This window comes from Terriglobia bacterium (assembly GCA_020073205.1).
Lineage (GTDB): Bacteria > Acidobacteriota > Polarisedimenticolia > Polarisedimenticolales > JAIQFR01 > JAIQFR01.
The window spans coordinates 1-11,774 of the sequence record JAIQFR010000127.1 but is presented as its reverse complement, the minus strand read 5'-3'; the positions used below and the strand labels follow the sequence as shown (position 1 = coordinate 11,774).

Annotated in this window: 15 protein-coding genes; 5 read left to right on the top strand and 10 right to left on the bottom strand. The window is 70.3% G+C overall.

The window, feature by feature from the left end; translation table 11 throughout:
- Positions 1-920: ATP-grasp domain-containing protein (locus tag LAO51_18180; GenBank protein ID MBZ5640670.1), on the bottom strand; the 920-nt coding region annotated here is incomplete at its 3' end.
- A 161-nt stretch (positions 921-1,081) separates the two neighbouring features.
- On the opposite strand from LAO51_18180, the gene LAO51_18175 reads away from it, so the two are divergent.
- From LAO51_18175 to gltA, 3 genes are all read left to right on the top strand, one after another.
- Positions 1,082-2,284, top strand: coding sequence for a pyridoxal phosphate-dependent aminotransferase (locus LAO51_18175; GenBank protein MBZ5640669.1), 1,203 nt, complete (start codon positions 1,082-1,084; stop codon positions 2,282-2,284).
- Positions 2,285-2,454: 170 nt separating this feature from the next.
- On the top strand, positions 2,455-3,288 hold the full coding sequence (locus LAO51_18170) for a sulfide/dihydroorotate dehydrogenase-like FAD/NAD-binding protein (protein ID MBZ5640668.1): 834 nt from the start codon (positions 2,455-2,457) through the stop codon (positions 3,286-3,288).
- 25 nt (positions 3,289-3,313) lie between these two features.
- Positions 3,314-4,747, top strand: a complete 1,434-nt coding sequence (gltA, locus tag LAO51_18165; GenBank protein ID MBZ5640667.1) for an NADPH-dependent glutamate synthase — start codon at positions 3,314-3,316, stop codon at positions 4,745-4,747.
- Here the strand turns inward: gltA and LAO51_18160 are convergent.
- Positions 4,744-5,778 (bottom strand): glycosyltransferase family 9 protein, encoded by a 1,035-nt coding sequence (locus tag LAO51_18160; GenBank protein ID MBZ5640666.1) that lies wholly within the window; start codon positions 5,776-5,778, stop codon positions 4,744-4,746. The two genes, gltA and LAO51_18160, sit on opposite strands and share 4 nt — an antisense overlap.
- Positions 5,778-6,743 carry a hypothetical protein gene (locus tag LAO51_18155; GenBank protein ID MBZ5640665.1) on the bottom strand — a complete coding sequence of 322 codons (966 nt, stop codon included), beginning with the start codon at positions 6,741-6,743 and terminating at the stop codon, positions 5,778-5,780. The genes LAO51_18160 and LAO51_18155 overlap by 1 nt, the downstream gene beginning before the upstream one ends.
- A 105-nt stretch (positions 6,744-6,848) precedes the next feature.
- Between LAO51_18155 and hemH the strand changes: the two genes are divergently transcribed.
- Together hemH and LAO51_18145 are read left to right on the top strand one after the other, a co-directional pair.
- Positions 6,849-7,907: a ferrochelatase gene (gene hemH, locus LAO51_18150; protein ID MBZ5640664.1), complete on the top strand. Its 1,059-nt coding sequence runs from the start codon at positions 6,849-6,851 to the stop codon at positions 7,905-7,907.
- 114 nt (positions 7,908-8,021) lie between these two features.
- The gene (locus LAO51_18145) at positions 8,022-8,642 is read left to right on the top strand and encodes a YceI family protein (GenBank protein MBZ5640663.1); all 621 of its coding nucleotides are present in this window, start codon (positions 8,022-8,024) and stop codon (positions 8,640-8,642) included.
- A gap of 13 nt (positions 8,643-8,655) precedes the next feature.
- On the opposite strand, the gene LAO51_18140 is transcribed toward LAO51_18145, so the two are convergent.
- The 7 genes from LAO51_18140 to LAO51_18110 form a co-directional block, all read right to left on the bottom strand.
- The gene (locus LAO51_18140; protein MBZ5640662.1) at positions 8,656-8,829 is read right to left on the bottom strand and encodes a hypothetical protein; all 174 of its coding nucleotides are present in this window, start codon (positions 8,827-8,829) and stop codon (positions 8,656-8,658) included.
- The gene (locus tag LAO51_18135) at positions 8,829-9,323 is read right to left on the bottom strand and encodes a hypothetical protein (GenBank protein MBZ5640661.1); all 495 of its coding nucleotides are present in this window, start codon (positions 9,321-9,323) and stop codon (positions 8,829-8,831) included. The genes LAO51_18140 and LAO51_18135 overlap by 1 nt, the downstream gene beginning before the upstream one ends.
- 7 nt (positions 9,324-9,330) lie before the next feature.
- Positions 9,331-9,780, bottom strand: coding sequence for a 50S ribosomal protein L9 (gene rplI / locus LAO51_18130; GenBank protein ID MBZ5640660.1), 450 nt, complete (start codon positions 9,778-9,780; stop codon positions 9,331-9,333).
- 19 nt (positions 9,781-9,799) lie between these two features.
- Positions 9,800-10,090, bottom strand: coding sequence for a 30S ribosomal protein S18 (gene rpsR, locus LAO51_18125; protein MBZ5640659.1), 291 nt, complete (start codon positions 10,088-10,090; stop codon positions 9,800-9,802).
- Positions 10,091-10,134: 44 nt separating this feature from the next.
- On the bottom strand, positions 10,135-10,620 hold the full coding sequence (gene rpsF / locus LAO51_18120) for a 30S ribosomal protein S6 (GenBank protein ID MBZ5640658.1): 486 nt from the start codon (positions 10,618-10,620) through the stop codon (positions 10,135-10,137).
- Positions 10,621-10,721: 101 nt separating this feature from the next.
- On the bottom strand, positions 10,722-11,324 hold the full coding sequence (gene pth, locus LAO51_18115) for an aminoacyl-tRNA hydrolase (protein MBZ5640657.1): 603 nt from the start codon (positions 11,322-11,324) through the stop codon (positions 10,722-10,724).
- 19 nt (positions 11,325-11,343) lie between these two features.
- Positions 11,344-11,613, bottom strand: coding sequence for a hypothetical protein (locus LAO51_18110; protein ID MBZ5640656.1), 270 nt, complete (start codon positions 11,611-11,613; stop codon positions 11,344-11,346).
- Positions 11,614-11,774 lie beyond the last annotated feature (161 nt).

Genomic DNA, 11,774 nt, shown 5'->3' with positions numbered 1-11,774 from the left:
TCGATTCCGGTGACCATCTCGGTCACCGGGTGCTCCACCTGGAGCCGCGCGTTCATCTCCATGAAGAACAGCGAGCCGTCCTTGGCGCGGAGGAACTCCACGGTGCCCGCGTTGCGGTAGCCGATCGCGGCCACCGCCCGGGCCACGCGCTCGCCCATCGCGTCGCGAGTCCGCGCGTCCATGACCGGGGAGGGGGACTCCTCGATCAGCTTCTGGTGATGGCGCTGGATCGAGCACTCGCGCTCCCCGAGATGGATCCCCTTCCCGAACGCGTCGCAGAGCACCTGGAACTCGACGTGGCGCCCGCCCTCGATGTACTTCTCGAGGTAGAGGCTGCCGTCGCCGAACGCCTTCTCCGCCTCGATCGCCGCCTCGCCGAACGCTCGGTCGAGATCGCTCTCCCCCTCGCAGAGCCGCATCCCGCGCCCGCCCCCTCCGGCCACGGCCTTGAGGAGGACGGGATAGCCGATGCGGGATGCCTCGGACCGCGCCGCCTCGAGGCCCGGCACGACGCCGCCGCTCCCGGGGATGGTGGGGATGCCGGCGGCGGCGAGGGTGCGCTTCGCCTCGACCTTGTCCCCCACCCGCCCGATGGCCGCCGGGCCCGGCCCGACGAACGTGATCCCCTGCTGCTCCGCCCGCGCGGCGAATACCGCGTTCTCCGCGAGGAACCCGTAACCCGGGTGAACCGCCTGGCAGCCGGTCTGCTCCGCCGCCTGGAGGATGGAACCCGCGTCGAGGTAGGACCGGTCGGCGCGTGCCGGACCGATGCAGACCGTCGCGTCGGCCTCGTCGAGCCAGGGGGCGCCCCGGTCCGCCTCCGAAAAGACCGCGACGGTCTCGATCCCGAGCCCCTTCGCGGCGCGGATCACGCGAAGCGCGATCTCTCCCCGGTTGGCGACCAGGATCCTCCGAAACACGTTGTCCCCTTTCGCGGCGCCGGAGGAGTCTAACCGGGGTCCGTCCCCCAAGCAATCTCCCGGCCTGTCGGAGATCGTTCCGATCCGCTACACTGACGTCCCTTCCCGCCGCGCGCGCGGACCCCCGGGATCGCGGGAGGAGAGCGAACATGCCGCACTCGATGCACCTCTCACGGCGCGCGCGCGAGATGCCCGCCTCTCCGATCCGGCGGCTCGCGCCGTTCGCGGCCGAGGCGCGCAGGGCCGGCAAGTCGATCCTCGCGCTCAACATCGGCCAGCCCGACATCCCCACCCCGAAAGAGATCTTGGACCGCCTCCGGAGCTTCGACGGGCGCAACGTCGCGTACGGGCCCTCCCAGGGGCTGCCCGAGTTCATCGAGACGCTGCGCGGCTACTACGCGCGCGTCGGCCTCAGCGTCGCCGCCGAGGAGATCTTCGTGACCACCGGTGGGAGCGAGGCGATCCTCTTCGTGCTGGCCGCTCTCGCGGACGAAGGCGACGAGATCGTGGTCTTCGAGCCGTTCTACACGAACTACAACGGGTTCGCCTCGCTCGTCGGGGTCAAGCTGGTCCCGGTCACCACCCACGCCGAGGACGGCTACCACCTCCCCTCGCGAGGAGCGATCGAGGCGAGGATCGGGCCGAAGACACGGGGGATCCTCATCTGCTCCCCCAACAATCCCACCGGCACCGTCTACACCGATGGGGAGATGGAGCTCCTGGGCGCGATCTGCCGGGAGCGGGAACTCACCCTGATCTCCGACGAGGTGTACCGCGAGTTCGCGTACGACGGGCGCCGGCAGCGGTCGGTGCTCACCCTTCCCGGGATCGAGGATCGCGTCGTGATGGTGGACAGCCTCTCGAAGCGCGTGTCGCTCTGCGGGATCAGGATCGGGAACATCGTCTGCCGGAGCCGGGAGCTCATGGCCGCGGTGCTGAGGTTCGGACAGGCGCGGCTGTGTCCGCCCACCGTAGGCCAATTCGCGGCCACCGCGCTCGCCGAGGTCCCGCCGTCGTACATCGAGGGAGTGATCCGGGAGTACCAACGGCGCCGCGACGTGGTCTACGCATCCCTCGCCGGCTCGCCCGGGGTGACCGTGCGCAAGCCGGAGGGGGCGTTCTACCTCTGCGCCAAGCTCCCGATCGACGACGCGGAGCGCTTCGCTATTTTCATGCTCCGCGACTTCGGGGTGGACGGCGAGACCGTGATGGTGGCTCCGGCCGACGGCTTCTACGCGACCCCCGGCCTCGGCCGGGACGAGGTGCGGATCGCTTACGTCCTCGAGGAGGCCAAGCTGACTCGCGCGATGGCGATCCTCACCTCCGCGCTCCGGGCCTACCCCGGCAAGGCGGTGGCCGTGTAGCCGGGCGGCGGACCCGCTGCGGGTGGTCGGATCCGCGGGGTTCCGATAGAATCGTGACCTATTTGGGCCGGAATTCCCGGCCCCTCCGGCGGAGGGGCCTCGACTTCGGCAGGACGGATCGGCCGCGGGCGATACGGCAGCGTCGCCCGCGATGCGGGCGGAGGCAATCGATGCACCCTGTGCTCTCGCGCGACGAGCTCTCTCCCAACGTCGTACGGCTCGTCGTGGCGGCACCCCGCATCGCGGAGATCCGGCATCCCGGTCAGTTCGTGATCGTGCGACGCGCCGCCGGCTGCGAGCGGATCCCGCTGACGATCGCTGACGCGGATGCCTCGGCGGGGACCATCACCCTCGTGATCCAGGCGGTCGGCAGGAGCACGCAGGAGCTGAACGCCCTGCGGCAGGGCGACGAGATCCGCGACATCGCCGGGCCCCTCGGGCATCCCACCGAGCTGCTCGAGTCGGGCCGGGCGATCTGCGTCGGCGGCGGCGTGGGGACGGCCGTCGTCTATCCGATCGCGCAGGAGCTGAACCGGCGGGGGGTGCGTGTCACCAGCGTGATCGGCGGCAGATCGCGCGAGTGGGTGATCTACGAGCAGGAGCTGCGCGGGCAGGGCGAGGTCCTCGTGTGCACCGACGACGGGAGCTACGGGCGCCCCGGCTTCGTGACCGAGGCGCTCAAGGACGCTCTCGAGCCCGGCGGGGTCGACGCGGTCTACGCGGTGGGGCCGGTCCCGATGATGCGGGCGGTGGTCGAGATCACCCGCCCCCGCAAGGTCCGCACGATCGTCTCGCTGAACCCGATCATGGTGGACGGGACCGGGATGTGCGGCGGCTGCCGCGTGACCGTCGGCGGCGAGACGAAATACGCGTGCGTCGACGGACCGGAGTTCGACGGCCACCTGGTGAACTTCGACGAGCTCAAGGACCGGCTGACCACGTACAGGGAGTTCGAGCAGGCCGCTCTCGCCCGCCTCGACCACGAATGCAAGATCCGGCCCTGAGCCACCGCCCCGGGAGGCCAGCAGCATGTCCGAACCCCGACCGATGACCCCGAAGGAGCGAATGGCCATCGAGCGCCAGAGGATGGTCGAGCAGGATCCGTCCGCCCGCGTTCGGAATTTCAACGAGGTCAACCTGGGTTACCCCGAGCAGCTCGCGATGATCGAGGCGCAGCGCTGCCTGCAGTGCAAGAGCGCGAAATGCATCGCCGGCTGCCCCGTCGCCGTCGACATCCCGCTGTTCATCCGGCACCTGTCCGAGGGAAACTTGCCCGGGGCTGCGGAGGTCCTCCTCAAGGACAACTCGCTCCCCGCGGTGACCGGCCGCGTCTGTCCGCAGGAGACCCAGTGCGAGGCAGTGTGCATCCGCGGAAACAAGAGCACGCCGGTCGCCATCGGCTACCTGGAGCGATTCGTCGCGGACTGGGCCCTTTCCCGCAAGGACGGCGTCGCCTTCCACGAAGCACCGAGGTCCGGCAAGAACGTGGCGGTCGTCGGGTCCGGTCCTGGGGGGCTCACCGCGGCAGGGGAGCTGATCCAGCACGGCCACGAGGTCACCATCTTCGAGGCCTTCCACGCGCCGGGGGGCGTGCTGATCTACGGCATCCCGGAGTTCCGCCTCCCGAAGGACCTGGTTCAGCTGGAGGTCGACCGGCTGGTGAGCCACGGCGTCAGGATCGAATTCAACTCCATCGTCGGCAAGACTTACACCCTCGCGGACCTGAGGGAGCGATTCGACGCGGTCTTCATCGCGGTCGGCGCGGGGCTCCCGGTCTTCATGAACGTCCCCGGCGAGAACTTCAAGGGAGTTTACTCAGCCAACGAGTACCTGACCCGCGTCAACCTCATGGGCGCCTGGGCGCAGGACGCCGCGACGCCCGTGCTCAAGGGAAAGCGCGTGGCGGTGGTGGGCGGCGGCAACGTGGCCATGGACGGCGTCAGGACCTCGAAGAGGCTCAGCGCCGACGAATCGATCATCGTGTACCGGCGCAGCCGCGCCGAGATGCCCGCCCGCGTCGAGGAGGTCCACCACGCCGAGGAGGAGGGAATCCGGTTCGATCTCCTCGTCGCCCCGGTCGAGGTCCTCGGCAACGAGCAGGGGTGGGTGTCGGGGCTCAAGTGCATCCGGATGGAGCTGGGCGAGCCCGACGCGTCCGGGCGGCGCCGACCGGTGCCGATCGCCGGATCCGAGTACGTCATCCCGTGCGACATCGTCGTCGTCGCCATCGGGACCCGAGCGAACCCGCTGCTCACCCGCACCTGCCCCGAGCTGAAGCTGAACCGCTGGGGATACATCGAAGTGGACTCGAACGGCATGACGAACCTCCCCGGAGTCTTCGCCGGGGGCGACATCGTGCGCGGCGCGGCGACCGTCATCCTCGCGATGGGTGACGGCAAGAACGCGGCGAAGGCGATCGGGGCGTACCTCAAGGGGGAGATCGATCTCCCTCTCGTGTCCTAGGAACGGGCCCCGATCACTTCGTCGAGCGCCTCGAGCACCCGGTCGGCGCCGACCTCCCGCATGCACCGGAAGTGCCCCAGCGGGCAGACCTCGGGTCCGTGACGGTCGCAGGGTCGGCACGGTAGCGTCTCGTGCTCGACGATCCGGTGGTCGCCGCCGAACGGCGCGTAGCCGAATGCGGGGACCGTCGGTCCGAAGATCGTGACCACCGGCGTTCCCACCGCGCTCGCCACGTGGCCCGCGCCGCTGTCGTTCGATACCAGCGCGCGTGCCCGCGCGAGCACCGCCGCGAGCTCCGGGATGAGGCAGCGCCCGGCGAGGTTCGCCGCCCGCGCTCCGGCGGCGCGGATGATCTCGTCGCAGAGCGACCGCTCCGACGCGGAGCCCACCAGGACGGGGATCAGGCGTCGGTCGGCGGCGGAGCGAACGACCGACGCGAATCCTTCGGGCAGCCATCGCTTCGTTCCCCAGATCGACCCCGGCGCGACCGCGAGCAACGGCTCCCCCTCCACGACGCCGGCCTCGGCCAGCAGGGCGGCCGCCCGTTCGCGGGCGTCCGCGAAAAGCGGGACCTCGGGGCGCGGGTCCGCGGCGGCGGGATCGCCACCCGCCGGACGCGCGAGGGCGAGGTAGCGCCGGACCGCGTGCTCCGCGGCGCTCCACGGCACGAGCTCCGTGTAGGCAAAGCGCCCCGGTGCCGACCTGAACCCGATCCTGAGCGGCGCGCCGCTGAGCAGGATCAGGAGGCCGGTCCTCGCGGAGCGCTGCGCCGCCACCGCGACGTCTGGCCGGCCCGCGCGGAGGCGCCGCACGACTCGCGCCAGGCCCGCCGGCCCGCGGTCCGCTCCCCTCTTGTCCAGGACCTCGATGGCGTCCACCGATGGGTGGCCGGCGAGCGTCTGGGCCCCGACCGGCGTCGTCACCACGGTGATCGGCGCCGAGGGGCGAGCGCGACGGAGCTCGCGGAGGAGCGGGGTCGTGAGGACCACGTCGCCGAGGAACGCCGTCTGGACGACGACCGTGCCGGCCATCAGCCGCGGGCGGCGTGCCGCTTCCGCTCGAGTGCGACCGCCGCCGAGAGCAAGGGGACGTTGATCTCGTGGTGGCCGACGAGAGCGAACGCCCGCCCCTTCCCCGCCGTCGGGCGCCTCAGCACGTTCTCCTCGGTGCGGTAGTGCCGGATCATGTCCAGGTTCGCCGTCGCGAGCCCCGACACGTCGTGCCCCAGGTTTTCCGCGACCGAGAGCGCCTTGAGGAACACCTCCGGGAGCTGCACCGCTGAGCCGCAGTTGATCCAGACGCCGCCCCGGAGCCGGCCGACCAGCGCGACGAGCCGCCGGAAATCGGTGTACGTGGCGCACCCGATCGCCGCGCCGTCGGCGGCGGGATGCTGGTGCACGATGTCGCTCCCGATCGCGACGTGGACGGTGACGGGTACTCCCATCTCCCACGCGCGAGCCAGGAGGCTTCGGTCGCGGAACGGGCGGCCGGACTCCACGATCCTCCGCCCCAGGGACTCGCCGAGGCCTTCGCCCCGCGCGGCCGCCTCGGAGGCGGCGTCGTTCAGCTCGCGACCGGTCTCCTCCGCCATCCCGAATCGTCCGAGATGGAGACCCTCCGCGACGTCCTCGGACGTGGCGCCGATCGCCGCGATCTCCCAATCATGGATCGCACCCGCGCCGTTCAGCGCCAGCGAGGTCAGCGCTCCATCCTCCATCATCTGGATCATCACGGGGGAAAGACCGACCTTCACGACGTGCGCGCCGAGCGCCCATGCCACCGCGCGCTCGTGCGCGAGCGCGTCCGCGACGGCGGACGCCAGGTCGCGCAGCGCTCGCACCGCGAGCACGTCGCTCAGGCCGTCGAGGAACGCCTCGAGCGAGCCTGTGGGGTCCACGCGGGAGGCGAACTCCGAGACGGAGACCTTGTTCCTCCGCTCCGCGAGGGGATACGTGCGCACCTTCGAGAGATCGGCGGGGAAGATACGCTCGCGCATCGGGACCTCCCGACGGGAAGAATAGTCCTGCACCGGGAAAAACCCAAGACGCGTCCCGCGGCCCGACGCTTGCGGCCCCGGTGCTTAGCCTCTACGCTTCGTGTCATGAACGCGGAGGAGGTGCCGGTCGGGGTCCTCGTGATGAACGTCGGCACGCCCGACGCCCCCACGACGACCGACGTGCGGCGGTACCTCCGGGAGTTCCTTTCGGATCCCCGAATCCTGGACACGAACGCGGCGGCCCGGTTCCTTCTGCTCCGTCTCGTGATCCTCCCCTTCCGCCCAGCCCGCTCCGCGGAGGCGTACCGGAAGATCTGGACCGCGGGCGGCTCGCCCCTGCTCGTCCACGGCCACGCCTTTCGCGACGGGCTCGCGGCGCGGCTCGGCGGGGAATACGAGGTCGCCCTGGGGATGGGCTACGGTCGTCCCTCGTTGGCCGCCGCGATGGAGGAGCTTCGCTCCCGGGGATGCCGGCGGATCGTCGTGTTCCCGCTCTTCCCGCAGCTCGCCTCCGCCACGACCGGGTCGACCCTCGAGGCGGCGTACCGGCGCGCCGCGCAATTCTGGAACGTGCCGCTCCTGTCCACGGTGCCGCCGTTCTACGCCGACCCCGGATTCGTCGGCGCATTCGCGGCGCAGGCCCGGGCCTCCCTGGCCGAAGAGCCCGCGGACCACCTGCTGTTCAGCTTCCACGGGCTCCCCGAGCGGCAGATCCTGAAATCCGACGAAAGCGGCGGGCACTGTCTCAGGTCCGCCGAGTGCTGCAGCGCGATCGGTCTCGCGAATCGGAGCTGCTACCGCGCCCAGTGCTTCGAGACCGCTCGGCTCATCTCGGCAGCGCTGGGTCTCGAAGACGGCGCGTGGTCCGTCGCCTTCCAGTCGCGCCTCGGCCGGATACCGTGGATCGGGCCGGCGACCGACGAGGCGGTCCCTCGGCTCGCCCGCGAGGGCATCCGGAACCTGACGGTGGCGTGCCCCGCGTTCGTCGCGGACTGCCTCGAGACGCTGGAGGAGATCGGGATCCGGGCGGCGGAGAGCTTCCGCGCCGCCGGAGGCGCGAGCCTGCGTCTCGTCCCGTCCCTCAACGGCTCGGCGATGTGGGTGAACGCCGCGGCGCGGCTGGTCCGGCGTGCGGCGTGCGATGAGGCCTCGCGGCCGCCCTGAACGCGGTTTGCGGCCTCCCGACGGACGTGGAATACTCGACGCCGAGGTACAATCTCATCCTCGAATCGTCCTCGTCGGGGCGTGGGAAGGCGTCCCGGCGGACAGGAGGACCGAATGCGAGTCCGACGCATCCTGCTCTCGCTCCTCGTCGCAGCGCTCGCCCTCGCGACCCCCGCCGTCCGCGCGGCGGACACCTTCAGCATCGACCCGGCCCACAGCAACGTCGGCTTCAGCATCCGCCACCTCATCTCCCGCGTGACCGGCCGGTTCGCCGACTTCAGCGGGACCATTCTGCTGGACGGCGCCGATCCGACGAAGTCCACCGTCGCGTTCACGATCAAGGCGGCCAGCATCGACACCGCGGAACCGAAGCGGGACGCCCACCTGAGGTCCCCCGACTTCTTCGAAGTGGCGAAGTTCCCCGAGCTGACGTTTCAGAGCACCAGGATCTCGAAGACGACCGGGAGCACGTACCAGGTCACGGGCAAGTTCACCCTCCACGGCGTCTCCAAGGAGATCACGATTCCCGTGGAGTTCCTGGGCACGGCGAAGGACCCCTGGGGGAACGACCGGGCCGGCTTCTCGACCTCGTTCACCCTCGACCGGAAGGACTACGGGATCGTCTGGAACAAGGTGCTGGACGCCGGTGGCACTTTCGTCGGCGACGAGGTATCCGCCACGATCAACGTCGAGGCCGTGAAGGAGAAGCCGCAGGCGTCGCCCGCCGCGAAGTGAACGTGGGGGCGCGTCAGCGCGGGAACGGGTACATCAGGAGGGCGACGGCCAGCGCGCCCACCACCATCCCCGACCAGATCAGCACCGCGAGACGCAGCCGCGCCTGCGCGGTCCGGCGCGAGAGGACCGCGAAGAACAGGGCCACCAGCGTCGAGTAGAGCAGGAGGTGCAGGAAGTGGCTCTGCATCAGTCCTTCCTTCCCCGCGCAATGTCCCAAACGTCGAACAGGAGAAGGAGATTCATCAGGCCGGCCGTCCAGAGATACGCGGTTCCGTACGCCGAGACGCCGGACCTCGAGCGCTCCCGGAAGATCCGGACGACCCGAGACTCGAAGGCTCCTCCCACGCCGTCGTCGGAGGCCGCGTACGCCGGCTCGCCGTAGACCGCCAGGCGCGCCAGGAGATCCGCGGGTCCGACGCCGACGTTCGCCACGACCTGGAGCGTCGTCAGGAACGCCTGACGGCCGTCGCGGAGCGCCAGTCGACCGTCGTGCGCCATCCCGAGGGCGAACGATCCCATGACGATCGCGGTGAACAGAAGGCCGCGGCGGACGTGACCGAGGACGACGTGCCCGAGGCCGGGGAGCAGCCAGGCCGCGCCGAGCGCCAGTGCGGTCCGCGGGGCGCCGACGGCGCTCCGAGCCGCCGGGGACGCCGGCTCCGGCCCGCTGTCCTTCGCCATCGTGCTCCTACTCGGCTTCCGCGACGACCTGCACGGTGACCTTCGCCGTGACTTGCCGGTGGATCTTGACGGGCACCTCGAACGTGCCGAGGGACTTGATCGGCTCGTCGAGCTGGATCTTGCGGCGGTCCACCTCGATCCCCTTGGCCGCGAGAAGGTCGGCGATCTCGGAGCTCGTCACCGATCCGTAGAGCACGTCGTGCTCCCCTGCCTTCTTCGATACGGCGATCCTCACGCTCTCGAGACGGCCGGCGAACGAGCGCGCTTCCTCGACCTCCCGCGACTCTCTCGCGACCCACACCCGCTTCTGCAGCTCGAAGTTGCGGAGGTTCCCCGGCGTCGCTTCCATCGCGAGCATCTTCGGCAAGAGGTAGTTCCTCGCGAAGCCCGGAGACACGTTCACGATCTGCCCCCGCTCCCCGAGGTGTTCGACGTCCTGGCGCAGCACGACCTTCACGGGGTCCTCCTTCCCGGCGCTAGTCGCTGGTGAAGGGCAGGAGCGCGATGTTGCGCGCGCGCTTGATCGCCCGCATCAACTGGCGCTGGTGCTTGGAGCACGTCCCCGAGATCCTGCGCGGCAGGATCTTCGCGCGCTCCGGGATGTAGTTCTGCAGGGTCCGGATGTCCTTGTGGTCGACCCACGCGGCCTTCTCCTCGCAGAACTTGCAGTACTTCCTGCGGCGGAACAGGAACCGCCGCCGGCCGCCGCTTCGCGGCTGTCGCCCGCGCCCCCCGCCTTCGCCGCCCGACCGGGATCCGTCCCTCATCTCGCTCATGTCACCGCTCTCCCGCGTTCAGCACGAACTCTCCGTCAGACGGGCTCGTCGTCGCCCGGCTCCACGACCTCGAGCGCCTCGTCCGTGTCGTCGGCCTCGCCCCCGGCGTCCTCCACCGGCGGAAGTTGACCCGCGGCGGCCAGCTCGCCCGCGGCTTCGGCCGCGGCCCTCGCGGCCTCCGCCTCGACGCGGGCCTCCGCGTCGCGGACGGCCTGCTCCTTGGCGGCCACGGCCCAATCCTCCTCGAGCCGCACGGTGAGGTGCCTCAGCACCTTGTCCGAGATCCGGAGCCGCCGCTCCAGCTCCTTCGGAATCGCCTCGTCGGCGTCGTAGAGGAATCGGGTGTAGACGCCGTCCTCGAACTTCTTGATCGGGTAGGCGAGACGCCGCCGGCCGACGCGTTCGTTGGCCACCATCATGCCGCGCTCGGTGACGACCTGCGCGAGCGGAGCGACCACGATGCGCTCCTCGTCCTCGCTCAGCGTGGGGAGGGTGATGAAGAGAGTCTCGTACGTCGGCACGAATCGCACCTCCTCACGGCGTTTCGCCCCCGGTCTCGCCGGGAGCAAGGGGTGCCGGATCGTCCGGTCCCGCACTGTCGCGGGCCCGCAAAGGGCGGAGTCTAACACGCCCCGGGTGATTCGGCCACCGCCGTCGGTCCGTTGAACCGGTTCATGGCGGCCGCGAGCCCTTCGACCAACACCGCCTCGGCCGCGTCGGCTCCGAGGCCGACCAAAGCCTCCGCGGCGTCGGCTTCGTCGTCTTCGAACGACTCGAGGACGTAGTCGACGAGGTCCGTCTCCGCGCGGCGCGCCCCCAGCACGCCGAGCTTCACCCGCGGGAACTCGGCGGTCCTGAGGGTCGCGATGAGCGAGCGGAGACCGTTGTGGCCGCCCGCGCTCCCGCCCGCCCGGACGCGGATCCGCCCCAGAGCGAGGTCCGCGTCGTCGTGAACGACCAGGAGATCGCACGGCGAGGCGGCGTAGTGCTCGAGGAGTGCGGCGCCGGCCGTCCCCGAGCGGTTCATGTACGTCCGAGGTTTCGCGAGGACGACCTCGACCCCCGAGAGGAGCGCCTCGGCGCTGAGGCACACATCTCCGAGCTCCCCCGCCTTCGCGAACTTCGCCCCCGCGCGCCCCGCCAGCAGGTCCAGCACGCGGAAGCCCAGGTTGTGCCGCGTCCGGCGATAGCGGTTGCCCGGATTGCCGAGACCGAGAACGATCATCAAGGCGCCGCCCAGGAGGCTACTTCTCCTTCGCCCCCTTCTCCTTCGCCCCCTTCTCCTTCGCGGCCGGCTCCTCCGCCGCGGAGGCCTCCTTGCCCTTCTTGATGACCTCGGGCTCCGCGGCCGCGGCCTCGGGCGCCGCCTCGACCACCGCCGGCGTCTCCTCCGCTCTCGGCGGAACGACGACGGCGACGATCCCTTCGGAATCATCGAGGATCGTGACGTTGGCGATCGTGGGAAGCGCGGCCACGGAGACGTGCTGGTTCACCTTGAGCGCGGAGACGTCCACGTCGACATGTTTCGTTGCCGCTCCTCTGGGAAGACGAGAGCTTGCTGGTCGTCGTGAGATTCGCAGAGTTCCCAAAGTGGCGCAATCATGATCTCCCCTTCCCATTCGAGTCGCTTGCTGTTTTGTGAATTGACGCACAAAAAAATCGGCGCCGGCTGGGG